Source organism: Acidovorax sp. 59, assembly GCF_002754175.1.
GTDB classification, from domain to species: Bacteria; Pseudomonadota; Gammaproteobacteria; order Burkholderiales; family Burkholderiaceae_C; genus Acidovorax; species Acidovorax delafieldii.
Map to the genome: position 1 here is coordinate 3540955 of NZ_PEET01000001.1, position 25455 is coordinate 3566409.

Genomic DNA, 25455 nt, shown 5'->3' on the forward strand with positions numbered 1-25455 from the left:
TGTACAGCCCATGGTTGATCGGTGATGATAGGATGGTTTCTTTTCCACACCTAACACATTCTCGGTTACATGGCCGCTGTTGATACTGCCCTCAAAGAAGCCTCTGCAGTAGCCCTGCCCGGGCTCGGCCGCGCCCTGATGTCTGCGGGCAAGCTGACCCAAAAGTCAGCAGAAGACATTTACAAAAAATCACAAATAAGCCGGACCAGTTTCATTGCCGAGCTGACGGGCTCTGGAGCTGTTTCTGCAGCGGATCTGGCGCACACGGTATCTGCAGTTTTTGGTGCACCACTGCTCGACTTGGACGCCATTGATCCTTTGCGCTTGCCAAAGGAGCTTCTGGATAACAAGATATGCCAAGCATATCGCGTGGTGGTCCTGAGCAAGCGCAACAACCGGTTGATCGTCGCAACGGCTGATCCGACCGACCAAGAAGCTGCAGAGAAAATTAAATTCACCACCCAAATGGGTGTGGATTGGATTATTGCGGAATATGACAAACTCAGCCGACTCGTAGAAGCCACCACCAAATCTACAAGCGAATCCATGGATACGCTAATCAGTGGAGGAGGAGACTTTGCTTTTGACGATGTTGCTATTGAAGATGCGCCTGAAGAAGCGGATACAGGAACAACGGAAGTTGAAGATGCGCCTATCGTCAAGTTCCTGCACAAAATGCTGCTCGACGCCTTCAATATGCGCGCCTCCGATTTGCATTTTGAGCCTTACGAACACCAATACCGAGTCCGTTTCCGCATTGACGGAGAACTGCGCGAAATAGCATCCCCACCGATCGCTATCAAAGACAAGCTCGCGTCCCGTATCAAGGTGATTTCGCGCCTGGATATTTCCGAGAAGCGCGTTCCCCAAGATGGCCGCATGAAGCTCAAGGTGGGGCCGGATCGCGTGATCGATTTTCGGGTAAGCACCTTGCCCACCCTGTTTGGCGAAAAAATCGTGATCCGTATTTTGGATCCGAGCAGCGCCAAGCTCGGGATCGATGCGCTCGGCTATGAACCCGTGGAGAAAGAACGATTGCTCCAGGCGATTGGTCGTCCTTACGGAATGATTCTGGTCACCGGCCCTACGGGCTCTGGCAAGACAGTGTCTTTGTACACCTGTCTGAATCTGCTGAACAAGCCGGGGGTCAATATCGCAACCGCCGAAGACCCTTCTGAAATCAATTTGCCTGGCGTCAATCAGGTGAACGTGAATGAAAAAGCCGGTATGACCTTTGCCGTGGCACTGAAGTCGTTTCTGCGCCAGGATCCCGACATCATCATGGTGGGTGAAATCCGGGATCTGGAAACTGCAGATATTTCCATCAAGGCGGCGCAGACAGGTCACTTGGTGCTTTCCACGCTGCACACGAACGACGCGCCCACGACGCTCACGCGGATGCGCAACATGGGTATAGCGCCGTTCAACATCGCTTCCAGCGTGATTTTGATCACGGCGCAACGTTTGGCGCGTCGATTGTGTCCGGTGTGCAAGGTTCCCGCCGATATCCCCCATGAGACTTTGGTGGAGGCCGGATACGAGGAACACGACATTGACGGTTCCTGGGTGACCTATCGACCTGTGGGTTGCTCGGCCTGCAATAACGGCTACAAGGGCCGACTCGGCATCTATCAAGTGATGCCTATTTCCGAGGAGATCCAGCGCATCATTTTGCGCGACGGGAGCGCACTGGAGATTGCAGAGCAGGCACGCGCCGAGGGTGTTCGTTCGCTGCGCGAATCCGGGCTCTACAAAGCCAAATTGGGTCTGACTTCCCTTGAGGAAGTTCTGGCCGTCACCAACGAATAGCATCCACGGACGAGAGCACCATGGCGACCGCAGCATCAACCAAAGATATCAAGGATTTTGTCTTCGAGTGGGAGGGCAAGGACCGTAACGGAAAGATAGTTCGTGGCGAAATCCGCGCGGTCGGAGAAAACCAGGTGCAGGCGACGCTACGTCGCCAAGGGGTTTTCCCCACCAAAATCAAGAAGCGCCGTATGCGTTCGGGCAAAAAAATTAAGCCCAAGGATATTGCGCTGTTTACCCGTCAGCTAGCAACCATGATGAAGGCTGGCGTACCTCTGTTGCAGTCCTTCGACATTGTGGGTCGAGGCAATACCAATGCCAGCGTTACCAAGCTGCTCAACGACATCCGGTCCGATATCGAGACAGGGACATCGCTCAACGGCGCTTTCAGAAAGTACCCGATGTACTTTGACAGTCTCTACTGCAACTTGGTAGAGGCGGGCGAGGCTGCGGGTATTTTGGAAGCCCTGCTGGATCGGCTGGCTACGTACATGGAGAAAACCGAGGCGATCAAATCGAAGATCAAGTCGGCCCTGATGTACCCCATTTCCGTGGTGATTGTGGCTTTCGTGGTGGTGACGGTCATCATGATCTTCGTGATTCCAGCGTTCAAGGAGGTCTTCACGTCTTTCGGAGCTGACCTCCCAGCACCTACGTTGTTTGTGATGGCCATCAGCGAGGTATTTGTCAAATGGTGGTGGCTGATTTTCGGTGTCATCGGTGGTGGCTTCTACTTTTTCATGCAGGCATGGCGCCGCAGTGAAAAGGTACAGATGTTCATGGATCGGCTTCTGTTGCGGCTTCCTGTGTTTGGTGCCTTGATCGACAAATCCTGTGTCGCGCGCTGGACCCGGACGTTGTCCACCATGTTCGCTGCGGGCGTGCCGCTGGTGGAGGCGCTTGACTCGGTGGGTGGAGCCGCTGGCAATTCTGTGTATTCCTTAGCCACGGACAAGATCCAGCAGGAAGTCTCCACAGGCACCAGCCTCACGGCAGCCATGGGCAATGCCAATATTTTCCCTTCCATGGTGCTGCAGATGTGCGCGATTGGCGAAGAATCCGGCTCTATCGACCACATGCTTGGCAAGGCTGCCGACTTCTATGAAGCCGAGGTGGATGACATGGTGGCTGGCCTGTCCAGCCTGATGGAGCCCATCATCATCGTATTTCTGGGTACGCTCATCGGCGGTATCGTGGTATCCATGTACCTTCCCATCTTCAAGCTCGGTCAGGTCGTGTAATGGTGTTGGACGCGTGGTGGGACGCCGTTTTCGGCGGCGTGATTGGGTTGCTTTTCGGCAGTTTTCTGAATGTGGTGATTTACCGCCTTCCCAAAATGATGGAGAGGCAATGGGCGGCAGACCTGGCGCAAGTCGAGGCATCCAACCAAGGCAAAGAGCTGCCCGAGGACACGCAGCCCACCTTTAACCTCATGACACCTCGGTCCCGCTGCCCAGCTTGCGGGCATGTAGTGCGGTGGCATGAAAACATTCCTGTCTTAAGTTATCTGCTTTTGCGCGGACGGTGCTCGTCCTGCACAACACGCATCAGCCCTCGCTACCCGATGGTCGAACTGGCAACGGGAGTGCTGTTCTTTTTCTGTATCCACCGCTGGGGCGCGACGCCTGCGGGGTTGGCATGGTGCGGCTTTTCGGCGGCCCTGATTGCTCTGGCGTTCATTGACTGGGACACCACGCTTTTGCCTGATGACATCACCTTGCCTTTGCTCTGGGCGGGGTTGCTGGCGTCGGCCCTGCAATGGACGAACGTACCGTTGTTTGCTTCCGTCATGGGCGCTGCGGCAGGATACCTGTCGCTCTGGCTGGTCTACTGGGGCTTCAAATTGGCGACAGGCAAAGAAGGCATGGGCTACGGCGACTTCAAGCTGTTTGCCGCATTGGGCGCATGGTTTGGCTGGCAGGCGCTGGTGCCGATCATTTTGATGTCTTCGGTGATTGGCGCCATCGTCGGGATCGCAATGAAAATTTTCAGCAGCTTGCGTGAGGGTGGCTACATTCCGTTCGGCCCCTTCCTGGTGGGTGCAGGGCTCACCGCGATGGTGTTCGGCCCCAACGCCATTTTGGGTACAGTGCTCAGTCTTCTGGGGCTCTGACGAACTCTCATGGCAACCCACCGACAGCCCTTGCGCCTGGGTCTGACCGGCGGCATCGGTAGCGGCAAGAGCACCGTAGGCCAGATGATGGTGTCCTTGGGTGCAAGCCTCATCGATGCCGACCAGATCTCCAGGGAGGTGACTGGGCCGGGCGGTGCGGCCATGCCTGCCATTCGAACTACCTTTGGTGAAGCATATGTTGATGCATCGGGTGCGCTGGATCGTGCGCGCATGAGGCAACTGGCCTTCAGCCAACCGCAGGCGCGCAGCCAGCTGGAGGCCATCGTGCACCCCTTGGTGGCCTTGCAAAGCCAGCAACGGATTCAACAGGCTCTACAGTCTGGCTGCCGATGGATCGTGCACGACATCCCGCTGCTGACGGAGTCCGGGCGGTGGGCTCGCCAGCTCGACGCCGTGGTCGTGGTGGACTGCACAGAGCAGACCCAGATCGCGCGAGTCATGCAGCGCAGCGGTCTGTCTGCCGAAGCCGTGCAAGGCATCATTGCCTCACAAGCTACGCGCCAAGCGCGCAGGGCGGTGGCCGATGTGGTGATTGCCAACGAAGCACATTGCTCACTGGAGCAGTTACAGGCTGAGGTGAGGCAAGTGGCCACACTGTTCGGGCTATGATGCGTACGAAACCGTTTGTGCTTTCACCCCATGCCGTGCGCCACCGGCGTCAGAATACTCCCTGAGCCTCCAGGAACCCGCCAGCGTGATCCTTTACGAATACCCCTTTAACGAGCGTCTCAGAACCTATCTGCGGCTGGAGCAGCTGTTCCGCCGCTTGGGGGAATTGATCCCCCGGCCTCACGCGCTGGACCACCATTTCGCCTTGGTGACGATTTTCGAGATCATGGATGTGGCCGCCCGGGCCGATTTGAAGTCGGATGTGCTCAAGGACATCGAAAAGCACAAGCACCAGCTCGACACGTACCGAGGCAATCCCTCCATTTCTGAAGCCGCACTGGACGCGGTGATCAGCCAGTTGGACCGGTGCTTCGTGGCACTCAACACCCAAAGCGGCAAGTCGGGCCATGCGCTGACGGAAAACGACTGGCTGATGAGCATCCGCAGCCGCATCGGCATTCCGGGTGGGACCTGTGGCTTTGACCTGCCAGCCTATTACGCGTGGCAACACCACCCCCCGGCGGTGCGTCAGCAGGCCCTGGAGGAATGGGCCTCCACGTTGGCGCCCCTCGCCGAGTCGATCTATGTGCTGCTCAAGCTGCTGCGCGATTCAGGCGTGCCCCAAAAGGTCGCGGCAGAACGCGGACAGTTTCAGCAGAACCTGCCCCAGGGCCGCACCTTCCAGCTGCTGCGGCTTCGCATCGACCCAGCGCTGAACCTGATACCGGAAATCAGTGGCAACCGTCTGATTGTCTCGGTGCGGCTCATGCGGCTGGAAGGCGATGGACGCCTGCACGCCTGCAACGAAGATGCGGCGTTTGAACTGACCCTGTGCGCGTAGGCCGTAGCCAGCCCTAGCCCAGAGACTGAATCGCGCCAAAGCCCGCTAAAGATCGGGCGGGCCGACTTGAGCAAGAGGATCACCCCAGGATGCCCCACTCACCAGCCCCTTCCTCGCAGGCGCGCATCGTCACCTGCCCCAGCTGCGGCGGAGATAGCGTGTACAGCGCCGCGAATGTGTACCGTCCGTTTTGCAGCGAGCGTTGCAAGCAGATAGACCTTGGCGCGTGGGCCAGCGAAAGCTTTCGCATGCCCACCGAAGCGCCGCCAGACGACGCCCCCCATGGCGACCCGCGCCAGCAGCATTGACCAAGGTCATAGGCGCCATTCAAGAGCGATTTCGCCAAAAACCAGCGGTAGCGCTAGTGCTGCATGCCTGAGGAGCTACTAATTCAATAGCAAATCAGTCCCACACAGGCGGGAGTCTCACTCCACCGCGGACTGCAGACCCCGCTCCTCAGCCAGCCATTGCAACACCGGATAGGCACCGGGCAGCACCGGGGACACCGTGATCGGCATTTGCTGCCAGGCCATGGCCTGGCCTTCACGCATCTCGAATTCGCCAGTCCACTCCCAGACCTTGCACCAGTGCAGCCGCACCAGTGCGTGGGGGTAATCGTGTTCGGTCACTTTCCAGACGCTGGCCGGGCCGATGGTCACGCCCAGCTCCTCGATCAGTTCGCGGCGCAGCGCCTGCTCCACGGTCTCGCCCGCCTCCAGCTTGCCACCCGGAAACTCCCAGTACCCCGCGTAGGGCTTGCCCGGCGGGCGGGTGGATAGCAGCATCGCGCCGTCTGCGCGCAGCAGGATGCCCACGGCCACTTCGGTGTGTTTGCGTTCGGCAGTGGCCGGGACGCTGTCTGGAGCGAGATGTTCAGCCGCCATGTCGCCCCGCATAGTCACGCGCAAACTGGTACGCCACACGGCCGCTGCGCGAGCCACGCTCCAGCGCCCAGACCAGGGCCTCAGGCCGCGCCTCCTCAATGGCCTGTGTGGGCACACCGAACGACGACAACCACTGCGCCACGATGGTCAGATACTCCTGCTGGCTGAACGGGTAGAAGCTGACCCACAGGCCAAAACGCTCCGACAGCGAAATCTTCTCCTCCACCACCTCGCCCGGGTGCACCTCGCCGTCTTCGGTGTGGGTGTACGTGAGGTTGTCGGCCATGTACTCCGGCAGCAGGTGGCGCCGGTTGCTGGTGGCGTAGATCAGCACGTTCGGCGTGGCGGCCGCCACCGAGCCGTCCAGGATCGACTTGAGCGCCTTGTAGCCTGGCTCGCCGTCCTCAAAACTCAGGTCATCGCAGAAGACGATGAATTTCTCGGGCCGGTCAGACACTACGTCCACGATGTCCGGCAGGTCGGTCAGGTCGGCCTTGTCCACCTCTATCAGGCGCAGGCCTTCGGCTGCGTAAGCGTTCAAGCAGGCCTTGATCAGCGACGACTTGCCGGTACCACGCGCACCGGTCAGCAGCACGTTGTTGGCGGGCTTGCCCTGCACAAACTGCTGCGTATTGCGTTCGATCTTTTCTTTTTGCGGATCGATTTCCTTGAGGTCTGCCAGCCGCATCGCCCCCACGTGGCGCACGGGTTCCAGCGTGCCATGCCCACTGCTGCGCTTGCGGTAGCGCCAGGCAATGGAGGCGGACCAGTCAGGCGCTCCCAGCGGCTGGGGCAGCACCGACTCGATGCGGGCGATGAGCTGCTCGGCACGTTCGACCAAGCGTTCAAATTTTTCGTTCATTGTGGCGACATGCGCTAGTGGAATATGCCTCAACAGCTATCATAAAGATAGCAAAACCCAACTCACGAGCGGTAGTCGGCGTTGATGGTCACGTACTCGTGGCTGAAGTCGCAGGTCCACACCGTGTCCGCTGCGGTACCGCGCCCCAGTAGCACCCTCACCGTGATCTCGCTCTGCTTCATCACCCGCTGGCCGTCTTCTTCGCGATAGGCAGGATTGCGCCCCCCTTGCAGCGCCACATGCACATCGTCCAGGTACAGGTCGATGCCGGTCTGGTCCAGGTCGTCAATGCCGGCATAGCCCACGGCCGCCAGGATGCGGCCCAGGTTGGGGTCGCTGGCAAAAAAGGCCGTCTTGACCAACGGCGAATGGGCAATGGCGTACGCCACCTTGCGGCACTCGTCGCCAGTCTTGCCGCCTTCGACCCGCACTGTGATGAACTTGGTCGCCCCCTCGCCGTCCCGCACGATCGCCTGCGCCAGCTTTTGTGACACCGAGAGCATCGCAGCCTTGAGGGCCTGGCCGTCCGCGCTGTCGAGCGAGGTCACGGGCGCATGCGCTGCTTTGTTGGTGGCAACGACCACGAACGAATCGTTGGTCGATGTGTCACCGTCAATGGTGACGCGATTGAAAGAGCCGTCAGCCAGATCACGCGCCAGTTGCTGCATGACGGCGGGCGCCACGCAAGCGTCCGTGGCCAGGAAGCCCAGCATGGTGGCCATGTTGGGGCGGATCATGCCCGCGCCCTTGCTGATGCCCGTGATGGACACTGTGGCGCCACCGATCTGCACCTGCGCAGAGAACGCCTTGGGCAGTGTGTCGGTGGTCATGATGCCCTCGGCGGCACGGGCCCAATGGCCGGGCTGCGCATCGGCGATGGCGGTGGGCAGTCCCGCTTCGATGCGGTCGTTGGGCAGCGGCTCCATGATCACGCCGGTCGAGAACGGCAGGATCTGCTCGGGCGCCACGCTCAGCTGACGAGCGAGCGCAATGCAGGTGGCGCGCGCACGCGCCAGGCCGTCAGCCCCGGTACCTGCATTGGCGTTGCCCGTGTTGATGACCATGGCGCGAATGGGCTGGCCGCTGCTCAAGTGCTCGCGGCTGATCTGCACCGGCGCTGCGCAAAAGCGGTTCTGCGTGAACACGCCAGCCACGCTGGCGCCCTCGTCCAGCAGGAACACGGTGAGGTCCTTGCGGTGGGCCTTGCGGACACCAGCTTCGGCAACACCGATGCGCACACCGGCGATGGGGTGCAGATCGGCAGCAACGGGAGCGACTAGATTGACGGGCATGAAGGTCTTTCTCAAAAAACTGCGGCCGATTATCCGGAAAACCGTGGCGCGCCAATGAAAACACGGGCCGAAGCCCGTGTTGTCTGGATCAGGAAATCAAGCCAGCTTGCCGTGGCACTGCTTGTATTTCTTGCCGCTGCCACAGGGACAGGGGTCGTTACGGCCCACACGCATACCTTCGGGCAGCGCTTGCTGGGCCACGGTCTGTGCATCCACCGTGGTTTCCACCTCGCCGGTTTCGGTGGGTGCGGTGTAGGTCACGTTGGCAATGCTTTCGGCGCGCTGCTCCATGTCCTGCGCAGCCTGATCGAGTTGCGCCTGCGACTGCACCTGCACGGTCATGAGGATCTTGGTGACCTCGTTCTTGACCTGGTCGATGAGCTGGCGGAACAGCTCGAAGGCCTCGCGCTTGTACTCCTGCTTGGGCTGCTTTTGCGCATAGCCGCGCAAGTGGATGCCCTGGCGCAGGTAATCGAGTGCGCTCAGGTGATCGCGCCAATTGGAGTCAAAGTTCTGCAGCAGCACCACACGCTCAAACTGCGTGAAGTTTTCGCGGCCCACCTGCTCGACCTTGGCATTGAAGGCAGCGTGCGCGGCCTGCAAGACCTTGTCCAGGATCTCGTCGTCGGTGATCGCATTGGCGCCCTGCACTTCCTGCTGCAGCGCGATTGGCACCTGCCATTCTTCTGCGAGCGCCTTTTCCAGCGCGGCCAGATCCCACTGCTCTTCCACCGATTCGGCAGGCACGTACTGGCGCACCAGATCGGTCATGCAGTCTTCGCGCATGGCCGCAATCACATCCGACAGGTCAGACGCGTCCAGGATGTCGTTGCGCTGCTGGTAGATCACCTTGCGCTGATCGTTGGCCACATCGTCGTACTCCAGCAACTGCTTGCGGATGTCGAAGTTGCGGGCCTCCACCTTGCGCTGGGCCGATTCGATGCTGCGCGTCACGATGCCCGCTTCAATGGCTTCGCCATCGGGCATCTTCAGGCGGTCCATGATCGCCTTCACGCGGTCGCCCGCGAAGATGCGCATGAGCGAATCGTCCAGGCTCAGATAGAAACGCGACGAACCTGGGTCGCCCTGGCGGCCCGAACGGCCACGCAGCTGGTTGTCGATGCGGCGCGACTCATGGCGCTCGGTGGCGATGATGCGCAGGCCGCCCAGCGCCTTGACCTTCTCGTGGTCCACCTTCCACTGCTCACGCAGCGCGGCCACCTTGGCGGCACGGTCGGACTCGGACAGGGATTCGTCGGCTTCGATGGCCGCCACATCCTTCTCGATATTGCCGCCCAGCACGATGTCGGTACCACGGCCAGCCATGTTGGTGGCGATGGTGATCATGCCCTCGCGACCGGCCTGGGCCACGATGTCGGCCTCACGGGCGTGCTGCTTGGCATTGAGCACCTGGTGGGGCAGGCCTTCCTTGTTCAGCAGCTGGTCGATGATTTCGGAGTTCTCGATCGACGTCGTGCCCACCAGCACAGGCTGGCCGCGCTCATGGCATTCGCGAATGTCCTTGATGGCGGCTTCGTACTTCTCGCGCGTGGTCTTGTAGACGCGGTCCAGCTGGTCGTCGCGCTTGCTGGGCCGGTTGGGTGGGATGACCGTGGTTTCCAGGCCATAGATTTCCTGGAACTCGTAGGCTTCGGTATCGGCCGTACCCGTCATGCCGGCGAGCTTGTTGTACAGGCGGAAATAGTTCTGGAACGTGATGGAGGCCAGTGTCTGGTTCTCGGCCTGGATGTTCACGCCTTCCTTGGCTTCCACGGCCTGGTGCAAACCTTCACTCCAGCGGCGGCCCGACATCAGGCGGCCGGTGAACTCGTCCACGATCACGATCTCACCGTTTTGCACCACGTAGTGCTGATCGCGGTGGTACAAGTGATTGGCCCGCAGCGCTGCGTACAGGTGGTGCATCAGCGTGATGTTGGCCGGGTCGTACACCGAGGCGCCTTCGGCGATCAGGCCGTGGGACGCCAGAATGCGTTCGGCAGTTTCGTGGCCTTGCTCGGTCAGAAACACCTGGTGGGTTTTTTCGTCCAGCGTGAAGTCGCCGGGCTTGGTCACACCCTCGCCTGTGCGGGGGTCCGCCTCGCCTTCCTGACGCACCAGCAAGGGCACCACCTTGTTCATGGCGATGTACATCGCCGTGTGGTCTTCGGCCTGACCGCTGATGATGAGCGGCGTGCGGGCTTCGTCGATCAGGATCGAGTCCACCTCGTCCACGATGGCAAAGTTCAGGCCCTGCTGCACGCGGTCCTGCGCTTCATAGACCATGTTGTCGCGCAGGTAGTCAAAGCCGTATTCGTTGTTGGTGCCGTAGGTGATGTCGGCACGGTACGCGGCCTGCTTTTCTTCACGGGGCATGTTGGGCAGGTTGATACCCACCGTGAGGCCCAGGAAGTTGTACAGGCGCCCCATCCACTGCGCATCGCGGTTGGCGAGGTAGTCATTCACCGTCACCACGTGCACGCCCTTGCCCGAGAGGGCATTGAGGTACACCGGCAGCGTGGCCGTCAGGGTCTTGCCCTCGCCAGTGCGCATTTCGGCGATCTTGCCGAAATGCAGCGCCATGCCACCGAGCAGCTGCACATCAAAGTGCCGCATCTTCATGATGCGCTTGGAGCCCTCGCGCACCACGGCAAAGGCTTCGGGGAGGATGCTGTCCAGCGACTCGCCCTTGGCCACGCGGTCCTTGAACTCCTGCGTCTTGGCCCGGAGCTGCTCGTCCGACAGCTTCTCGTAATCGGGCTCCATCGCATTGATGCGGGTCACCGTCTTGCGGTACTGCTTGAGGAGCCGGTCATTGCGGCTGCCGAATATTTTGGTGAGGAAGTTGGTGGCCATGCGAACAGGACCGCCTGCCCCGCTGCAATCAGCGCGCCAAGCGACCGAAATCCCTAAGATGAATTGAGTTCAGATGGGTCCTGCGACCGATATTGCAAGCATTGCAACTGCGGGCAGAGAACGCCGGACCCGCGATTTTACCTGCCCGGTGCCGGCGCGGCCGGCTGTCCTGCCAACGTGGAGGGCTGAATGGCGGCTACCTGTGCGCCAGTGGCCGTACCGCCCGCATTCAGGAACTTCTGTGGGTCCTGGAAAACCCCCTGCACCAGCACCTCAAAGTGCAGATGCGGCCCCGTCGAGCGGCCGGTGGTACCGATCTCCGCAATCTTTTGCCCGCGGCGCACGATGTCGCCCTGCTTGATCAAGACGCGCGAGGCATGGGCATAGCGCGTCACCAGCTGGTTGCCATGGTCTACCTCGATCATGTTGCCGTAGGCGGGGTGGTACTCCTGGGTAACAACCACGCCTCCGGCGGCCGCCAGGATGGGTGTACCGGTGTCGGCCTGGAAATCCAGCCCGGTGTGCAAGGCCGACTGCCCCGTAATGGGATCGACCCGCCAGCCAAAACCCGACCCTGCGACACGCCCCGTGACGGGCGCATGGGTCGGAATCATCTTCTTGCGGATGTGCTGGTCAAACAGACGGGACTCCAGCACCGTCATCAGGTCTACACGCTGGTTGGTCAGGCGCTCCAGATCATCCAGGGTGGTTTGCAGCTCTTCCATGGACAGATTGCGCGCGCTCACGAGGGCGCCGCCGCGGGCATCCGCTTTCTGAATGTCAGCAGGTGCCATGCCCGCAAGGCCCAGCACACGATCCCCCAGGGACTCCAGCTGCACCATGCGCGCTTGCATTTCACCCACACGCCGGGCCATGGCATCGAGATTGACGCGCATGAATCGGTCACGCTCGGCAAACTCATCCTTGACCACAAGGCGCACCAGCGAGCCCACGATGGGCCACCCTTCACGTGCCCCTTTCAGAAAAACCCAGTGGTAGAGCCCTGCAGCCACCACCATCAGGCACAGCGACACAGCAAGCCCCGCCAGGACCAATCGCGTGCCAGACAAATGAATGGCCCGGCTGCGCGCCAGTCTGGCGTCCGTGATAATCAAATGCACTGCCAATACTCCACGCCCGAAGACGCCACACCATGAATCGCCGCCACTACGCCGTCACCCTGCAGCAAGCCAGCGAGGAATCCCCCACGCTGGCAAAGCTTACAGCGCTGACACGCGACTCCAGTGATCGGCTCAAGGCCATTGAATTGCTGATTCCCGCCGCGTTGCGCCCAGCGGTTCAGGCAGGCCCCATTGACGGGGACAGCTGGTGCCTGCTGGTCAAGAGCAATGCTGCGGCGGCAAAAATACGCCAACTGCTGCCTGCTTTGCAGGCGCATCTGCGCAGTCGGGGGTGGGAGGTTAACGCGATTCGCCTGAAAGTTCAAACCTGACGGCCAGGGCGTCAGTGCCAGGGAATGCAAAAAGCAAGAGAAATGGTGCCGGTTGTCGGAATCGAACTGACGACCTACCGCTTACAAGGCGGGTGCTCTACCAACTGAGCTAAACCGGCGAAGGCAGTATTTTATCCTGTAAAAACCGCCCGAAATTTGAAACTGCAGCTATTTGATGCGCTTCAGCGAGGGGCGTGCTCCACCTTGAGCAGGCGGCGGCCGAGGAGCGTCGCCCCCATCATCCTTGCGGCCATCTTCCACACCCACCAGCTGAACGACACGGTCTTCGGCAGGCACGGCAGCAGTCGCCTCTTCCGTTTGCATCGGCGCGGGGGACGCAGCAGCAGACAGTGCAGAGGGAGCCCCCTCCGCAGAAGTCAACAGATCCACCGGTGGCGGGAACGCCATACCTTGACCGTTCTCACGGGCATAGATGGCGATCACACGGCCGACCGGCACCAGGATTTCGCGGGGCTTGCCACCAAAACGCGCCTTGAACTCAATGAATTCATTGCCCAGCTGCAACGCGCTGGTGGCATCAAAGCTGATGTTCAGAACGATTTCACCATCCTTCACATACTCGCGTGGCACCTGCACGGAATCATCCACACGCACCGCCACGTAAGGCGTGAGCCCGTTGTCGGTACACCATTCGTACAGGGCGCGAATGAGATAGGGGCGCGTGGAGGTCGATTCCTGTGCGGTCATGGATGGCGGTACTACAGCTGCTATGGAAAGAGGGAAGTCTGCAGGCCGCTGCTTACTTGCGCATGACCTTTTCGGACGGCGTCAGCGCTTCAATGTAAGCCGGGCGCGAGAAGATGCGCTCAGCGTACTTGAGCAGCGGGGCAGCATTCTTGGACAGATCAATGCCGTAGTAGTCGAGGCGCCACAGCAGCGGCGCGATGGCCACGTCCAGCATCGAGAAGTTGTCGCCCAGCATGTACTTGTTCTTGAGGAACACCGGGGCCAGCTGCGTCAGGCGGTCACGGATGTGCGCGCGCGCCTTTTCCAACGCTTTCTCATTGCCCTTGGTCGCACGCGATTCGAGCGTGTTCACATGCACGAACAATTCCTTCTCGAAGTTGAGCAGGAACAGGCGCACGCGGGCGCGGTCCACCGGGTCACCAGGCATCAGTTGCGGGTGAGGAAAACGCTCATCGATGTACTCATTGATGATGTTCGACTCGTACAGGATCAGGTCGCGCTCGACCAGGATCGGCACCTGGCCGTACGGGTTCATCACGCTGATGTCTTCGGGCTTGTTGTACAGGTCCACATCGCGGATTTCAAAGTCCATGCCTTTTTCAAACAGGACAAAACGGCAGCGGTGGGAGAAGGGACAGGTCGTACCCGAGTAAAGCACCATCATGGTGGGAGGCTCCTAAAAATCAAAAGAGTGGGACGCCAAAAGCGCCCACTCTGTAATAAATCCGACGGCACCCCGCAGGGTGCTAGCGATGGATCTGGCGTTTACTTGACGTCCTTCCAGAACGCAGCGTTCAAGCGCCAAGCAATGATCGTGAACACGCCCAGGAACATCAGCACCCAGACGCCCACGCGCCAACGGGTGTTCTGCGCGGGCTCGCCCATCCACTGCAGATAGTTCACCAGATCACCAATATTCTGATCGAATTGCAAAGGCGTCATCGTGCCAGGCGTGATCTGCTCCCAGCCCTTGAAGACATGGGTCTTGTGGCCGTGGCTCTCGTGTTCTTCAAACACGGGACGACGTTCGCCCTGCAACTGCCACAGAACATGGGGCATACCGACGCTGGGGAAAGCCAGGTTGTTCCAGCCGGTGGCCTTGGTGTCGTCGCGATAGAAGGTGCGCAGGAAGGTGTACAGATAGTCAGCCCCCGTGCCGCCGTGGCCTGCACGTGAGCGCGCAATCACGGTGAGGTCGGGCGGATTGGCACCAAACCATTCCTTGGCCTGCTTGGGATCGATCGACGCCTTCATGGTTTCACCCACCTTGTCGGTGGTGAACAGCAGGTTGTCCTTGATCTGCTGCTCGGTCAGGCCGATGTCGCGCAGGCGATTGAACCGCATGTAGGCCGCCGAGTGGCAGCTCAGGCAGTAGTTCACGAACACCTTGGCACCGTTTTGCAGCGAGGCCAGGTCGTTGGTCTTGTTGGGCGCCTTGTCCCAGGCAATGGTGTCGCCACCCGCCGCATGGGCAGCACCGGCGACCAGACCCACAGCGGCGATCAACGTGAGGATGATTTTCTTCATTGTTGTTATCTCCAGGCTCAGTGCGCCACAAAGGTCACGCGGTCGGGCACGGGCTTGGCTTCGCCAATGCGGCTCCACCAGGGCATCAGCAGGAAGAAGCCGAAATAGAACAGCGTTCCCACTTGCGACACCCGCTCGCCGATCGGCGATGGTGGCTGCACACCCAGGTAGCCCAGGATCAGGAAGATGATCACGAACACGCCGTACAAATACTTGTGCCAGTCAGGACGGTAGCGGATCGACTTGACAGGGCTGTGATCCAGCCAGGGCAGGAAGAACAGGATGATCACAGCGCCACCCATCACCACCACGCCCCAGAACTTGGCATCGATGGACAGCATCATGGCGATAACCACCACGGCCGCACCGGCGATACCCGCCTTCACGAAGCTGGGCAGCTTGGCCTTGAGCACGCCAAAACCGGCGCCAGCGACCACGCACAGCACGAGCACGTACATCATCTCAGTGGTGATGGCACGCAGCATCGAGTAGAACGGCGTGAAGTACCAGACCGGAGCAATGTGTGCAGGGGTCTTGAGCGGATCCGCAGGGATGAAGTTGTTGTATTCGAGGAAATAGCCACCGAACTCGGGAGCAAAGAACACCACGGCCGTGAATGCCATCAGGAACATGCTCAGCGCGAAGATGTCATGCACCGTGTAGTAGGGGTGGAAGGGCACGCCATCGAGCGGCTTGCCATTGGCGTCCTTGGGAGCCTTGGGGCCCTTGATTTCCACACCATCGGGGTTGTTGGAGCCCACGTCGTGCAGCGCCAGCAAGTGCGCCACCACAAGGCCCAGCAGCACCAGGGGCACGGCAATCACGTGGAAGCTGAAGAAGCGATTCAGCGTCGCATCGCCCACCACATAGTCGCCACGGATCAGCAGGGCCAGATCAGGACCAATGAAGGGGATGGCAGCGAACAGGTTCACGATCACCTGGGCGCCCCAGTAGGACATCTGTCCCCAGGGCAGCAGGTAACCCATGAAGGCTTCGGCCATCAGGCACAGGAAGATCGCGCAACCGAAGATCCAGACCAGCTCGCGCGGCTTGCGGTAGCTACCGTAGATGAGGCCACGGAACATGTGCAGGTACACCACCACAAAGAACGCCGAAGCGCCCGTGGAGTGCATGTAGCGGATCAGCCAGCCCCAGGGCACATCGCGCATGATGTACTCGACCGACGCGAACGCGAGGTTGGCGTCCGGCTTGTAGTGCATGACCAGGAAGATGCCGGTCACGATCTGGATCACCAGCACGACCAGCGCCAGCGAGCCGAAGATGTACCAGAAGTTGAAGTTCTTCGGAGCGTAGTACTCCGACATGTGCACCTTGTAGGCGTCAAAGGCCGTCGGGAACCGGTTCTCGAACCAGTTGGTGACCTTGGCGCCTGCAGAGGCGTTCGGCGAGATTTCTTTGAATTCGTGGGCCATGTCGTTCTCCGTCAAGCCTTCTTGTCTTCACCGATCAGCAGGCGCGTATCGGACAGGTACATGTGCGGAGGCACCTCAAGGTTGTCGGGTGCTGGCTTGTTCTTGAAGACGCGGCCCGCCATGTCGAACGTGGAGCCGTGGCAAGGACACAGGAAGCCACCCTTCCAGTCGTCGGGCAGCGAAGGTTGTGCACCGGTCTGGAACTTGTCCGACGGCGAGCAACCCAAGTGCGAGCAAATGCCCACACCCACAAAAATTTCCGGCTTGATGGAGCGCGCCTCGTTGCGGGCGTACTCAGGCGTGAGTTCAGAGGGCTTGCGCTCCGACTTGGGATCGGCGAGCTGGCCGTCGAGCTTGGGCAGCTCTGCCAGTTGCTCCGGCGTGCGCTTGATGATCCAGACGGGCTTGCCGCGCCACTCCACAGTGACCTTTTCTCCAGGTTTGAGGGCGGAGATATCCACCTCGACAGCAGCACCAGCGGCTTTGGCACGCTCTGAGGGCTGGAAAGTACTCACGAAAGGAACGGCGGTTGCCACGCCGCCCACCGCACCAGCACATGCTGACGTGATGATCCACGTCCGCTTGCTGGAGTCGATTGGAGTGTCACTCATGGGGATCCTCGATGAACATCGCTAGATTGGGGTCAACCGCGAATTGTAGCGGAGTGAAAATGGTTATTTCCAAGTGGTTTGCTGGCTTGACAGGGGTGCGAACCGGGCAATACTCCCCCATCACCGTTTTACAAGGAGCAACAACATGGGGATGATGCAAGAGTTCAGGGAGTTCGCGGTCAAGGGCAATGTGATTGACCTCGCGGTGGGCGTCATCATTGGCGGCGCCTTTGGCAAGATCGTGGATTCGGTGGTAGCAGACCTGATCATGCCGGTGGTGGGGCTGGTCTTTGGCAAGCTCGATTTCTCCAACCTGTTCATCGTGCTGGGCAACGTGCCTCCAGGCACGGGCACCACGCTCGACGCCCTCAAAAAAGCCGGTGTGCCAGTGTTTGCCTATGGCAACTTCCTGACCGTGGCGGTCAACTTTGTGATCCTGGCTTTCATCATCTTCATGATGATCAAGCAGATCAACCGCCTCAAGCGCGAAGCCCCTGCCGCCCCCGCCGCGCCGGTGGCCCCTCCCGAAGACATTGTGTTGCTGCGCGAAATTCGCGACAGCCTGAAGAAGTAAACCCTTGGGCCAGCGGCCTTAGTGGCCGCATAAAACGCCACCGCTGCGCTGCCTCCACCAGCCACCGGTGGCGTTGGCTTTTGGGGATCGCGCCGTCCGTGCGCTCGCGTCCGGGCTGGCGCAATTTTTCAGCGGTTCGTTTGATATCGATCAGCGCTAGGCCCCAAGGCTTCGGCGGCTGACGTCATCCACACAGCGCCCGCGCCATGCGCACCGCCTCGATCAGGCTGGAGGCATCTGCAACGCCCTGCCCTGCAATATCAAACGCCGTGCCATGGTCTGGGCTGGTGCGCACCAGGGGCAGGCCCAGGGTCACGTTCACGCCCTTTTCCACCCCCAGGTACTTCACCGGGATCAGGCCCTGGTCGTGGTACATGGCAACGACCACATCGAACTCGCCCGCGCGCTGCGGGGTGCTGCGCGCGCGCATGAACACCGTGTCAGGCGCAAACGGGCCGTGCACATCGAGCCCCTGCGCGCGCGCGGCCGCGATGGCCGGGGCGATCACCTCCAGCTCCTCGCGGCCGAACAATCCGCCCTCGCCCGCATGGGGGTTCAACCCTGCCACACCCACGCGGGGCACACGGCCCAGGCTGCGCTGCAAGGCGGTGTGGGTGATTTGCAGCGTCTGCAGCAAGTTGTCCTGCGTCACCGCCGCAATCGCGTCGCGCAGCGACACATGGATGCTGACGAGCACGGTGCGCAGCTCGTCATTGGCCAGCATCATGCGCACGGGCATCCGCGCCAGTGGCACCCCCTGGTGCGCAGCAGCCTCTGCCTGCAAGAGCTCCGTATGCCCCGGGAAGTCCACCCCTGAGGCCGACAAGGCCTCCTTGTGCAAAGGGGCTGTCACCAACGCTGCCACCTCCCCACGCAATGCGGCACGCGCCGCCCAGACCACGCTGTCCGCTGCGGCACGGCCGGCGGCGGCGCTGATCTCGCCCCAAGGCTGGGGCCCCGGGATCCCGGGCAGTTGGAGAACGGGGATGCAGCGGGGCGGAGCGTCCGCCGCTTCGCCCGGTGACCCGATCTGCGCCACAGGCACACCGGGCACACCGGGGCGCGTGATGGCGTCCGCAGCGCGTCGCACGGTGGCCAGGTCACCGACGACAAAGCAGTGGCGCAGCGCATCGGGCGCGTCGCGAAAGGCCTTGGCCACGATCTCGGGGCCGATGCCGGCGGGATCTCCCTGGGTGATGGCGATGGGTTGCATGGGTTTGGAGCCAAAAGTGCTTGTAGCGCTAGTTATTCATGCGCTATCAGCTATGAATAAATGAGCAAAATGGACCGGACATCCGCACGATGTGATTGCTTGCCGTGCGGTGTCTTGCCATGGGCTAGGCGGGGTTGTCGATCTCGATGAACTGGTGGCTCAGCCCGCACTGGGCTGCCACATGCGCCGCCACGGCGGGGGCGCCATAGCGCTCCGTGGCATGGTGCCCGGCGGCAATAAAGCCCACCCCCGTCTCGCGCGCCAGGTGCGCCTGGGGCTCGGAGATTTCGCCGGTGATGAAAACATCCGCCCCTGCAGCGATGGCCGACTCGAAATACCCTTGCGCGCCGCCCGTGCACCAAGCCACGCGGCGCACAGGGCGCGGCGCAGCGGCACTACCGCCCCACTCGCCCGGAGACGCCAGGGTCACAGGGCGTCCGAGCGCCTGGGCTACATGGTCGGCCACGGCTTGGACATTGTCGAACGCCGCTGGCGCTGCAAAGCCCAGGTCCTGCTCGCCAAACCGCGCATCGGCGGCAAAACCCAGCACCCGGCCCAGCTGTGCGTTGTTGCCCAGTTCGGCATGGGCATCGAGCGGCAGGTGGTACGCAAACAGGTTGATGTCGTGCGCCAGCAGCAGCTGCAGCCGCTGCTTCATCCAGCCCGTGATGCGGCCATCCTGCCCGCGCCAGAACAGGCCGTGGTGCACAAAAATAGCATCGGCCTGCGCGGCAATGGCGGCTTCGATCAGTGCACGGCTGGCAGTGACGCCACTGACCACTCGCCGGATCTCGGCCTTGCCCTCGACCTGCAGGCCGTTGGGGCCGTAGTCCTTGAAGCGCTCGGGTTGCAGCAGGCTGTCAAACGCCTGCAAAAGTTGACTGCGGTGAATGCTCATGCCGCTATTGTGGCGCGCCGTTCGCGCCCCCACATTCGGAGACAATCCTGTGTGAGAGGGAGCGCCCAGGCCGCCACGGCGAACCTGCAGCGTCCACCTCCATCGCCCACACCCTGTACTACCACCGGCAAGCACCTTTCATGAAGCGACTCTGGCTGTTGTTTTCCCAGTCCGTGACGGTCCTCGTTGCGGCCTACTTTGTTGTCGCCACGCTCCAACCCGACTGGCTGGGCCGGGGCACCACGCGCTCCGGGGCGGGTATTGCACTGCTGGAGGCCCCTGCCACGCCGCCTTCGCAGCCCGCGGCGGGCAGCTTCAGCGGTGCGGCGCGCAAGGCGGCACCGGCCGTGGTCAGCATCAACACCAGCAAGGAAGTGCGCCACCCGCGCAGCAACGACCCCTGGTTCCAGTTTTTCTTTGGTGACCAAGGCAGCCAGGCGCAGGCCGGCCTGGGCAGCGGCGTGATCGTGAGCCCCGAGGGCTACATCCTCACCAACAACCATGTGGTGGAAGGTGCTGACGAGATCGAGGTGACCCTCACCGACAGCCGCCGCGCCCGTGCGCGCGTGATTGGCACCGACCCCGACACCGACCTGGCCATCCTCAAGATCGAACTGGACAAGCTGCCCGTGATCGTGCTGGGCAACTCCGACGCCCTGGATGTGGGCGACCAGGTGCTGGCCATCGGCAACCCCTTCGGCGTGGGGCAGACCGTGACCAGCGGCATCGTGAGCGCGCTGGGCCGCAGCCAGCTGGGCATCAACACGTTTGAAAACTTCATCCAGACCGACGCGGCCATCAACCCCGGCAATTCGGGCGGTGCGCTGGTCGATGTGAACGGCAACCTCATGGGCATCAACACCGCGATCTACTCGCGCTCCGGCGGCAGCATGGGCATCGGGTTTGCCATTCCGGTGTCCACAGCCCGCATGGTGCTCGATGGCATCGTGAAGGACGGCCAGGTCACACGCGGCTGGATTGGCGTGGAGCCCAACGAGCTGTCGCCCGAACTGGCAGAAACCTTTGGCGTCAAAAAGGCCACCGAGGGCGTGATCATCACCGGCGTGCTGCAGGACGGCCCCGCTGCCCAGGCTGGCATGCGCCCGGGAGATGTGATCGTGAGCGTGGACGGCAAGAGCGTGGGCAATGTGTCGCAGCTGCTGACCGCCGTGGCGGCACTCAAGCCGGGCCAGGCTGCGGCGTTTGATGTGCAACGGGCCGATAAGCGCGTGGAGCTGAGCATCAACCCAGGCGTGCGCCCCCGGCCACAGCGCAATGTGAGGCGCTGAGCACCTTCAGCGAACCCGGCCCTGCCCGGTCATCGCCGGGCGGGTACAAGCCATCACCATTGCCGATCGAGGGCGAAGCAGGCGAAGGTCGTCGGCTTTGGGGCCCCTCTGGCAGGGCCAAACCGGGGTGAAGAACAGGCAACCGGAAGGGTCCAGATGCGGGTGAGGAGTGTCCCTTCCTCTGAAGGGCTGCAGTCCTCACAGCACTATAAAAAACATAGCTGCCAGCGCATATCACACTAGCGCTTGCAGCTATTTCTATTGTTTTTTCTGTCTCATCGCCCAGGTGGAGGCCCACGGACGCGATCTTTGCATCACCCCCAACGCAACCCCACCAGCCTGCGGGGCTGGCAGGTCAGGATGCGGAAGCGGATTCCCCGGGCTCTTCGGGCGCCTGGGTGTGCTTGATGAAGATCTGCGCGGCCCAGATGCCCACCTCGTACAGCAGGCACATGGGCACGGCCAGCGACAGCTGCGACACCACATCGGGAGGTGTCACGACGGCGGCCACCACAAAGGCCAGCACGATGAAGTAGCCGCGAAACTCGCGCAGCTTTTGCACGCTCACGATGCCCATGCGGGCCAGCACCACCACGGCAATCGGCACTTCAAACGCCATGCCGAACGCCAGGAACATGGACAGCACAAAACTCAGGTAGGCCTCGATGTCGGGGGCGGCCGTGATGCTCTTGGGGGCAAAGCTCTGAATGAACGCGAACACCTGGCCAAACACCAGGTAGTAGCAAAACGCCACCCCGATGAAGAACAACAGCGTGCTGGACACCACCAGCGGCAGCACCAGCTTTTTCTCGTGCGAATACAGGCCGGGCGCCACAAAAGCCCAAATCTGCCACAGCACAAAAGGCAGCGCGAGCAGGAACGCCGACATCAGCAAGATCTTGAGCGGCACCATGAACGGCGAAATCACCGAAGTGGCGATCAGCGTGGCCCCCTTGGGCAGGTGGGCTACCAGAGGGGCGGCCAGAAAGTCATACAACGCGCCGGGACCCGGGAAGAAGAACAGGATCGCTGCCGCAATGGCGATGGCGATCATGGCCTTGACCAGCCGGTCGCGCAGCTCCATGAGGTGCTGTACGAACGGCTGCTCAGTGCCGGCCAGTTCGTCTTCTTTGGTGGGGGTTTCGGACATGGTGGTTTTCGTGGGCGTCAGGGCCGCCCATGCAGCGCACGGGGCGCCGCAGGCTGCGTCAGTGGAATTTTTGGGGGCGGTAACGTGCTACGCGGGCTGCGCCAGACTGTGCCTTGGTGCGCACACCACTGCGGGCCTTGTACCACTGGGGCACCGCACCACGCTTGAGGCGCCAGTTCTTGCCGGGGTGCTTGTAGGCAGGCACCACGGCCGCCTGCTCCCGCAGGTCGGCGTTGTTGCTGGAATCGATGGCATCGGTCCAGTCTTTCTCGAACTCGCTGGCGCTGGTCTGGATGGTGTTGTGCACGTCGCGCGCGGCGTTCTCCACCGTGTCCTTCATCTTCTTGAGCTCATCGAGCTCCATGGACCGGTTGACCTCCGCTTTCACATCGGACACGTAACGCTGCGCCTTGCCGAGCAAGGTGCCAACGGTACGGGCCACACGGGGCAGCTTCTCGGGGCCGATGACGATCAACGCCACGGCGCCAATCAGCGCCATTTTGGACAGGCCAATATCAATCATGGATCAGGCGCCAGCGCAATGCAGGCCAAGGCAGCGGGTCAGCAGCACCAGCTCAGCTCTTTTGCTTGGCTTCGACATCGATGGTGGTCTTGTCGGCGGCCTGGCTGTTGGCCACCTGGCCAGCGGGGGGCGTGGCAGCAGCAGGTGCGTCAGACGAGCCATCCTTCATGCCGTCCTTGAAGCCCTTGACGGCGCCGCCCAGGTCAGAGCCCATGTTCTTGAGCTTCTTGGTACCGAACACCATCACAACGATCAACAGCACGATCAGCCAGTGCCAGATGGAAAAAGAGCCCATGAAATATCTCCTAACGAATTGCAATCATTTTAGACGGGGGGCGTGACAGGAGTTCAGTGCCGGGGCAAGCCGACACCTCTCAACATGGCACGATCGTCAGCCTGGTTCAGCCTTTGAGCCACGGACGGGGGCCGCCCATGACATGGACATGCAGGTGGTGGATTTCCTGCCCACCTTCAAGCCCCGTGTTTACCACGACGCGAAAGCCACCATCCGGGTACGGGTTGCAGCCCTGCTCCAGTGCCAGCTTTGGCGCCAGCGTCATCATGCGCCCCAACACCCCGGCATGCTCCGGGGTGACCTGTGCCATGGAAGGGATATGCAGCTTGGGCACCATCAAGAAATGCACTGGCGCCCACGGGTGAATGTCGTGGAAGGCGAAGATTTCTTCGTCCTCATAAACCTTCTTGGAAGGGATCTGGCCCGCGATGATTTTGCAGAAAAGGCAGTTCGGATCGTGCATGGGAGGGATCGGAGCAAAGGGGATCAGGGGTACAGGCGCGGATCAACCCTGAGGGCGCCTCGCGCGCAAGCGAGGGATGTCCTGCATAACCCTCGCGAGTCGGTGGTAGGCGGATCGGGATGGGCCACAAGGCGTCTTTTTGCAGCCAATAGCTGTGCTATTGGCCAAAAAAGCAACGCAGCGGACCGCCCGAGACCGCGCTATCACAGACCGCAGGGAGTTATGCAGGACATCCCTAGGCATTGTCAGCGATCTTGATGCTGGGGCGCACGCCCACGTCCTTGCGGTGCGCGTGCAGCCACTCCTGCCCCGCTGTGCGGCCCAGCGCAAACAGCTTGCGCACAAAGGCCATGTCCGCACGCAGCTTGCTGTCGGCCCCGAAGGGCGCCAGCACCGATCCACCATCGATGCGGTGCATGCGCACGCTCTTGTAGCGGCGGGCGTCGAGCTTGCCCTCGGCGAGCAGGCGGCGAACGAATTCGATGGCGCGCAGCTCGGCCAGCAGGCTGGCGTTGAAGGTGACTTCGTTCATGCGTTCCATGATCTCGGAGGCGCTGCTGGGCACGTCCAGATGCTCCACGGGGTTGATCTGCACCAGCAGGATGTCCGAGGTATCGGTCTGGTAGATCAGCGGGTGCAGCGCGGGGTTGCCGGAATAGCCGCCGTCCCAGTACGCCTCACCCTCGATCTCGACCGCCTTGAACAGCATGGGCAGGCAGGCCGACGCCATCACCGCATCCGCGCTGAGCCGGGGCCCAAAAAAAATCTCGCCCCGGCCGGTGCGCACGTTGGTGGCACACACAAACACCTTGGGGCCGACGACGCCGGTGCGGGCGGAGCACAGCAGGCTGAAATCCACCTCACGCTCCAGCAGCTTGCGCAGGGGGTTGATCCCCAGCGGATTGGTCTGGTAGGGCGAGAACCACTGCGACATCATGCCCACCAGCGGATTGGCGGCAGACAACGGCGTTCCCCAGGTCAGGCTGCCCAGCGCGCCCACCCCTTCCCACAGGCGGGTGAGCGATTCGCGGGCCAGGGTGCAGCCTGCGAGGTGGGCGTCTTCAGGGTCCTTGTGCTGCTGCGCGGCCTGCGCAAACCCATGCGCCAGGGCCACTGCGTTCATGGCGCCTGCACTGGTGCCACTGACACCGTCGAACTGCCACTGGCCGTCCTCCAGCAGCGCATCCAGCACGCCCCAGGTGAGCGCGCCGTGCGAGCCGCCGCCCTGCAGCGCCAGGTTCAGACGCGGGCGGGGACGGGCTGCTTCATGCATCCACGGCCTGGCTCTTGTTCATGGCGACCATGCCGCGCACGATGCGGTACAGGAACCAGATGGAGATCAGGCCCCAGGCGATCCAGCCGGGCAGGAAGAACAGCAGCCACAGCGGCGCGGTGACGATGTAGAGCACGCCGGCCCAGATCACCGTGCGGATGCGCCACGAGAAATGGTTGGCCTGCCAGGTGCCTTCGGCATCGCCTTTTTTCACCAGGTCGATCACCAGCGCCACGATCAGCAGCGCTGCGCCGGGCTGCGCGCCCGGGATGACCGCCCCCAGCGCCACGATCAGGTGCAGCACATAGCTGACCCAGCCGACGGCCTTGAGGTCCTCGGCCTTCTGGTCGTTGGTCTGCACGTCGATGATGTCGCTCACGGTGTGCCTTCTTCGGCAGCGCGTTCCGCCACCTTGCGCAGGGCCTTTTCCTCGATGCCGCTGGTGCCTTCGCGGCGCTCCAGCTCGGCCACCACATCGGCAGGCGTGAGCCCGTAATGGGCCAGCGCCACCATGGTGTGAAACCACAGGTCGGCCACTTCATAGACGATCTTGGACTTGTCGGCGCCGTGGTCGACATCCTTGGCGGCCATGACCACCTCGGTGGCTTCTTCGCCGATCTTCTTCAGGAAGGCATCGGGCCCCTTGTGCAGCAGGCGTGACACGTAGCTGGTGGCCGGGTCGCCGCCGTTGGCGGGCTTGCGGCTTTCGATGACGGCGGCCAGGCGCGCCAGGGAATCGTGGGAACTCATGCTCTTGTCGT

28 protein-coding genes and 1 tRNA gene are annotated in these 25455 nt (G+C 61.7%); 9 read left to right on the plus strand and 20 right to left on the minus strand.

Annotated features, from left to right (window positions below; genetic code table 11):
- The first annotated feature begins 69 nt into the window (after positions 1 to 69).
- The 6 genes from pilB (at position 70) to CLU87_RS16155 (ending at position 5701) form a co-directional block, all read left to right on the plus strand.
- The gene (pilB, locus tag CLU87_RS16130) at positions 70 to 1809 is read left to right on the plus strand and encodes a type IV-A pilus assembly ATPase PilB (RefSeq protein ID WP_099731094.1); all 1740 of its coding nucleotides are present in this window, start codon (positions 70 to 72) and stop codon (positions 1807 to 1809) included.
- A 20-nt stretch (positions 1810 to 1829) separates the two neighbouring features.
- The gene (locus tag CLU87_RS16135; protein WP_099731095.1) at positions 1830 to 3050 is read left to right on the plus strand and encodes a type II secretion system F family protein; all 1221 of its coding nucleotides are present in this window, start codon (positions 1830 to 1832) and stop codon (positions 3048 to 3050) included.
- Positions 3050 to 3922, plus strand: a complete 873-nt coding sequence (locus tag CLU87_RS16140; protein ID WP_099731096.1) for an A24 family peptidase — start codon at positions 3050 to 3052, stop codon at positions 3920 to 3922. The genes CLU87_RS16135 and CLU87_RS16140 overlap by 1 nt, the downstream gene beginning before the upstream one ends.
- Before the next feature lie 9 nt (positions 3923 to 3931).
- The gene (coaE, locus tag CLU87_RS16145; RefSeq protein WP_099731097.1) at positions 3932 to 4552 is read left to right on the plus strand and encodes a dephospho-CoA kinase; all 621 of its coding nucleotides are present in this window, start codon (positions 3932 to 3934) and stop codon (positions 4550 to 4552) included.
- An 85-nt stretch (positions 4553 to 4637) separates the two neighbouring features.
- Positions 4638 to 5393 carry a cell division protein ZapD gene (zapD, locus tag CLU87_RS16150; protein WP_056060302.1) on the plus strand — a complete coding sequence of 252 codons (756 nt, stop codon included), beginning with the start codon at positions 4638 to 4640 and terminating at the stop codon, positions 5391 to 5393.
- 89 nt (positions 5394 to 5482) lie between these two features.
- Positions 5483 to 5701 (plus strand): DNA gyrase inhibitor YacG, encoded by a 219-nt coding sequence (locus CLU87_RS16155; RefSeq protein ID WP_082522383.1) that lies wholly within the window; start codon positions 5483 to 5485, stop codon positions 5699 to 5701.
- A 117-nt stretch (positions 5702 to 5818) separates the two neighbouring features.
- On the opposite strand, the gene CLU87_RS16160 is transcribed toward CLU87_RS16155, so the two are convergent.
- The 5 genes from CLU87_RS16160 to CLU87_RS16180 form a co-directional block, all read right to left on the minus strand.
- Positions 5819 to 6277 carry an NUDIX domain-containing protein gene (locus CLU87_RS16160; RefSeq protein ID WP_099732210.1) on the minus strand — a complete coding sequence of 153 codons (459 nt, stop codon included), beginning with the start codon at positions 6275 to 6277 and terminating at the stop codon, positions 5819 to 5821.
- Complete coding sequence (locus tag CLU87_RS16165) at positions 6267 to 7139, minus strand: ATP-binding protein (RefSeq protein ID WP_099731098.1); 873 nt, start codon at positions 7137 to 7139, stop codon at positions 6267 to 6269. The genes CLU87_RS16160 and CLU87_RS16165 overlap by 11 nt, the downstream gene beginning before the upstream one ends.
- Before the next feature lie 62 nt (positions 7140 to 7201).
- Entirely contained in the window at positions 7202 to 8431 is a 1230-nt protein-coding gene (argJ, locus tag CLU87_RS16170; RefSeq protein ID WP_099731099.1) for a bifunctional glutamate N-acetyltransferase/amino-acid acetyltransferase ArgJ, read from the minus strand.
- A 96-nt stretch (positions 8432 to 8527) separates the two neighbouring features.
- Entirely contained in the window at positions 8528 to 11284 is a 2757-nt protein-coding gene (gene secA / locus CLU87_RS16175; protein ID WP_056747269.1) for a preprotein translocase subunit SecA, read from the minus strand.
- Positions 11285 to 11421: 137 nt separating this feature from the next.
- Entirely contained in the window at positions 11422 to 12405 is a 984-nt protein-coding gene (locus CLU87_RS16180; protein WP_099731100.1) for a M23 family metallopeptidase, read from the minus strand.
- Between the two features lie 32 nt (positions 12406 to 12437).
- Here CLU87_RS16180 and CLU87_RS16185 point away from each other — a divergent pair, with 32 nt between their 5' ends.
- Positions 12438 to 12737, plus strand: coding sequence for a hypothetical protein (locus CLU87_RS16185; protein ID WP_056060290.1), 300 nt, complete (start codon positions 12438 to 12440; stop codon positions 12735 to 12737).
- Positions 12738 to 12780: 43 nt separating this feature from the next.
- Here the strand turns inward: CLU87_RS16185 and CLU87_RS16190 are convergent.
- The 6 genes from CLU87_RS16190 to petA form a co-directional block, all read right to left on the minus strand.
- Positions 12781 to 12856, minus strand: a tRNA-Thr gene (locus tag CLU87_RS16190).
- Positions 12857 to 12905: 49 nt separating this feature from the next.
- Entirely contained in the window at positions 12906 to 13445 is a 540-nt protein-coding gene (locus CLU87_RS16195) for a ClpXP protease specificity-enhancing factor (protein ID WP_099731101.1), read from the minus strand.
- A 52-nt stretch (positions 13446 to 13497) separates the two neighbouring features.
- Positions 13498 to 14109, minus strand: coding sequence for a glutathione S-transferase N-terminal domain-containing protein (locus CLU87_RS16200; protein ID WP_005794209.1), 612 nt, complete (start codon positions 14107 to 14109; stop codon positions 13498 to 13500).
- A gap of 101 nt (positions 14110 to 14210) precedes the next feature.
- A complete protein-coding gene (locus tag CLU87_RS16205) occupies positions 14211 to 14972 on the minus strand; it encodes a cytochrome c1 (RefSeq protein WP_099731102.1) in 762 nt (253 codons plus the stop codon).
- A gap of 17 nt (positions 14973 to 14989) precedes the next feature.
- On the minus strand, positions 14990 to 16405 hold the full coding sequence (locus CLU87_RS16210) for a cytochrome bc complex cytochrome b subunit (protein ID WP_056747267.1): 1416 nt from the start codon (positions 16403 to 16405) through the stop codon (positions 14990 to 14992).
- 11 nt (positions 16406 to 16416) lie between these two features.
- Positions 16417 to 17016, minus strand: a complete 600-nt coding sequence (gene petA / locus CLU87_RS16215) for a ubiquinol-cytochrome c reductase iron-sulfur subunit (RefSeq protein WP_056060279.1) — start codon at positions 17014 to 17016, stop codon at positions 16417 to 16419.
- Positions 17017 to 17161: 145 nt separating this feature from the next.
- Between petA and mscL the strand changes: the two genes are divergently transcribed.
- Positions 17162 to 17590: a large conductance mechanosensitive channel protein MscL gene (mscL, locus tag CLU87_RS16220; protein ID WP_056641077.1), complete on the plus strand. Its 429-nt coding sequence runs from the start codon at positions 17162 to 17164 to the stop codon at positions 17588 to 17590.
- A gap of 184 nt (positions 17591 to 17774) precedes the next feature.
- Here the strand turns inward: mscL and pdxA are convergent, their stop codons facing one another.
- Positions 17775 to 18803, minus strand: coding sequence for a 4-hydroxythreonine-4-phosphate dehydrogenase PdxA (gene pdxA, locus CLU87_RS16225; RefSeq protein ID WP_099731103.1), 1029 nt, complete (start codon positions 18801 to 18803; stop codon positions 17775 to 17777).
- 124 nt (positions 18804 to 18927) lie between these two features.
- Positions 18928 to 19701, minus strand: coding sequence for a Nif3-like dinuclear metal center hexameric protein (locus CLU87_RS16230; protein WP_099731104.1), 774 nt, complete (start codon positions 19699 to 19701; stop codon positions 18928 to 18930).
- Between the two features lie 140 nt (positions 19702 to 19841).
- Between CLU87_RS16230 and CLU87_RS16235 the strand changes: the two genes are divergently transcribed.
- Positions 19842 to 20990 carry a trypsin-like peptidase domain-containing protein gene (locus CLU87_RS16235; RefSeq protein WP_056060267.1) on the plus strand — a complete coding sequence of 383 codons (1149 nt, stop codon included), beginning with the start codon at positions 19842 to 19844 and terminating at the stop codon, positions 20988 to 20990.
- Positions 20991 to 21345: 355 nt separating this feature from the next.
- Here the strand turns inward: CLU87_RS16235 and tatC are convergent, their stop codons facing one another.
- From tatC to CLU87_RS16270, 7 genes are all read right to left on the minus strand, one after another.
- A complete protein-coding gene (gene tatC, locus CLU87_RS16240; protein ID WP_056060263.1) occupies positions 21346 to 22140 on the minus strand; it encodes a twin-arginine translocase subunit TatC in 795 nt (264 codons plus the stop codon).
- A gap of 58 nt (positions 22141 to 22198) precedes the next feature.
- The gene (tatB, locus tag CLU87_RS16245; RefSeq protein WP_056060260.1) at positions 22199 to 22663 is read right to left on the minus strand and encodes a Sec-independent protein translocase protein TatB; all 465 of its coding nucleotides are present in this window, start codon (positions 22661 to 22663) and stop codon (positions 22199 to 22201) included.
- Between the two features lie 52 nt (positions 22664 to 22715).
- On the minus strand, positions 22716 to 22958 hold the full coding sequence (gene tatA, locus CLU87_RS16250) for a Sec-independent protein translocase subunit TatA (RefSeq protein WP_056060256.1): 243 nt from the start codon (positions 22956 to 22958) through the stop codon (positions 22716 to 22718).
- A 106-nt stretch (positions 22959 to 23064) separates the two neighbouring features.
- Positions 23065 to 23421 (minus strand): histidine triad nucleotide-binding protein, encoded by a 357-nt coding sequence (locus tag CLU87_RS16255; RefSeq protein WP_099731105.1) that lies wholly within the window; start codon positions 23419 to 23421, stop codon positions 23065 to 23067.
- Between the two features lie 235 nt (positions 23422 to 23656).
- Complete coding sequence (locus CLU87_RS16260; protein WP_099731106.1) at positions 23657 to 24694, minus strand: patatin-like phospholipase family protein; 1038 nt, start codon at positions 24692 to 24694, stop codon at positions 23657 to 23659.
- Positions 24687 to 25073 carry a hypothetical protein gene (locus CLU87_RS16265; protein WP_099731107.1) on the minus strand — a complete coding sequence of 129 codons (387 nt, stop codon included), beginning with the start codon at positions 25071 to 25073 and terminating at the stop codon, positions 24687 to 24689. The genes CLU87_RS16260 and CLU87_RS16265 overlap by 8 nt, the downstream gene beginning before the upstream one ends.
- On the minus strand, positions 25070 to 25444 hold the full coding sequence (locus CLU87_RS16270) for a phosphoribosyl-ATP diphosphatase (RefSeq protein ID WP_043566048.1): 375 nt from the start codon (positions 25442 to 25444) through the stop codon (positions 25070 to 25072). The genes CLU87_RS16265 and CLU87_RS16270 overlap by 4 nt, the downstream gene beginning before the upstream one ends.
- Positions 25445 to 25455 lie beyond the last annotated feature (11 nt).

Coding starts and splice junctions, on each gene's coding strand:
- CLU87_RS16200 (WP_005794209.1), bottom strand. CDS start 14,109: ATGATGGTGCTTTACTCGGGTACGACCTGTCCCTTCTCCCACCGCTGC.
- tatA (WP_056060256.1), bottom strand. CDS start 22,958: ATGGGCTCTTTTTCCATCTGGCACTGGCTGATCGTGCTGTTGATCGTT.
- CLU87_RS16260 (WP_099731106.1), bottom strand. CDS start 24,694: ATGCATGAAGCAGCCCGTCCCCGCCCGCGTCTGAACCTGGCGCTGCAG.
- CLU87_RS16210 (WP_056747267.1), bottom strand. CDS start 16,405: ATGGCCCACGAATTCAAAGAAATCTCGCCGAACGCCTCTGCAGGCGCC.
- pilB (WP_099731094.1), top strand. CDS start 70: ATGGCCGCTGTTGATACTGCCCTCAAAGAAGCCTCTGCAGTAGCCCTG.
- tatB (WP_056060260.1), bottom strand. CDS start 22,663: ATGATTGATATTGGCCTGTCCAAAATGGCGCTGATTGGCGCCGTGGCG.
- pdxA (WP_099731103.1), bottom strand. CDS start 18,803: ATGCAACCCATCGCCATCACCCAGGGAGATCCCGCCGGCATCGGCCCC.
- CLU87_RS16135 (WP_099731095.1), top strand. CDS start 1,830: ATGGCGACCGCAGCATCAACCAAAGATATCAAGGATTTTGTCTTCGAG.
- CLU87_RS16230 (WP_099731104.1), bottom strand. CDS start 19,701: ATGAGCATTCACCGCAGTCAACTTTTGCAGGCGTTTGACAGCCTGCTG.
- CLU87_RS16165 (WP_099731098.1), bottom strand. CDS start 7,139: ATGAACGAAAAATTTGAACGCTTGGTCGAACGTGCCGAGCAGCTCATC.
- CLU87_RS16160 (WP_099732210.1), bottom strand. CDS start 6,277: ATGGCGGCTGAACATCTCGCTCCAGACAGCGTCCCGGCCACTGCCGAA.
- CLU87_RS16185 (WP_056060290.1), top strand. CDS start 12,438: ATGAATCGCCGCCACTACGCCGTCACCCTGCAGCAAGCCAGCGAGGAA.
- CLU87_RS16235 (WP_056060267.1), top strand. CDS start 19,842: ATGAAGCGACTCTGGCTGTTGTTTTCCCAGTCCGTGACGGTCCTCGTT.
- coaE (WP_099731097.1), top strand. CDS start 3,932: ATGGCAACCCACCGACAGCCCTTGCGCCTGGGTCTGACCGGCGGCATC.
- argJ (WP_099731099.1), bottom strand. CDS start 8,431: ATGCCCGTCAATCTAGTCGCTCCCGTTGCTGCCGATCTGCACCCCATC.
- CLU87_RS16270 (WP_043566048.1), bottom strand. CDS start 25,444: ATGAGTTCCCACGATTCCCTGGCGCGCCTGGCCGCCGTCATCGAAAGC.
- petA (WP_056060279.1), bottom strand. CDS start 17,016: ATGAGTGACACTCCAATCGACTCCAGCAAGCGGACGTGGATCATCACG.
- CLU87_RS16205 (WP_099731102.1), bottom strand. CDS start 14,972: ATGAAGAAAATCATCCTCACGTTGATCGCCGCTGTGGGTCTGGTCGCC.
- CLU87_RS16255 (WP_099731105.1), bottom strand. CDS start 23,421: ATGCACGATCCGAACTGCCTTTTCTGCAAAATCATCGCGGGCCAGATC.
- tatC (WP_056060263.1), bottom strand. CDS start 22,140: ATGTCCGAAACCCCCACCAAAGAAGACGAACTGGCCGGCACTGAGCAG.
- secA (WP_056747269.1), bottom strand. CDS start 11,284: ATGGCCACCAACTTCCTCACCAAAATATTCGGCAGCCGCAATGACCGG.
- CLU87_RS16140 (WP_099731096.1), top strand. CDS start 3,050: ATGGTGTTGGACGCGTGGTGGGACGCCGTTTTCGGCGGCGTGATTGGG.
- CLU87_RS16195 (WP_099731101.1), bottom strand. CDS start 13,445: ATGACCGCACAGGAATCGACCTCCACGCGCCCCTATCTCATTCGCGCC.
- CLU87_RS16155 (WP_082522383.1), top strand. CDS start 5,483: ATGCCCCACTCACCAGCCCCTTCCTCGCAGGCGCGCATCGTCACCTGC.
- mscL (WP_056641077.1), top strand. CDS start 17,162: ATGGGGATGATGCAAGAGTTCAGGGAGTTCGCGGTCAAGGGCAATGTG.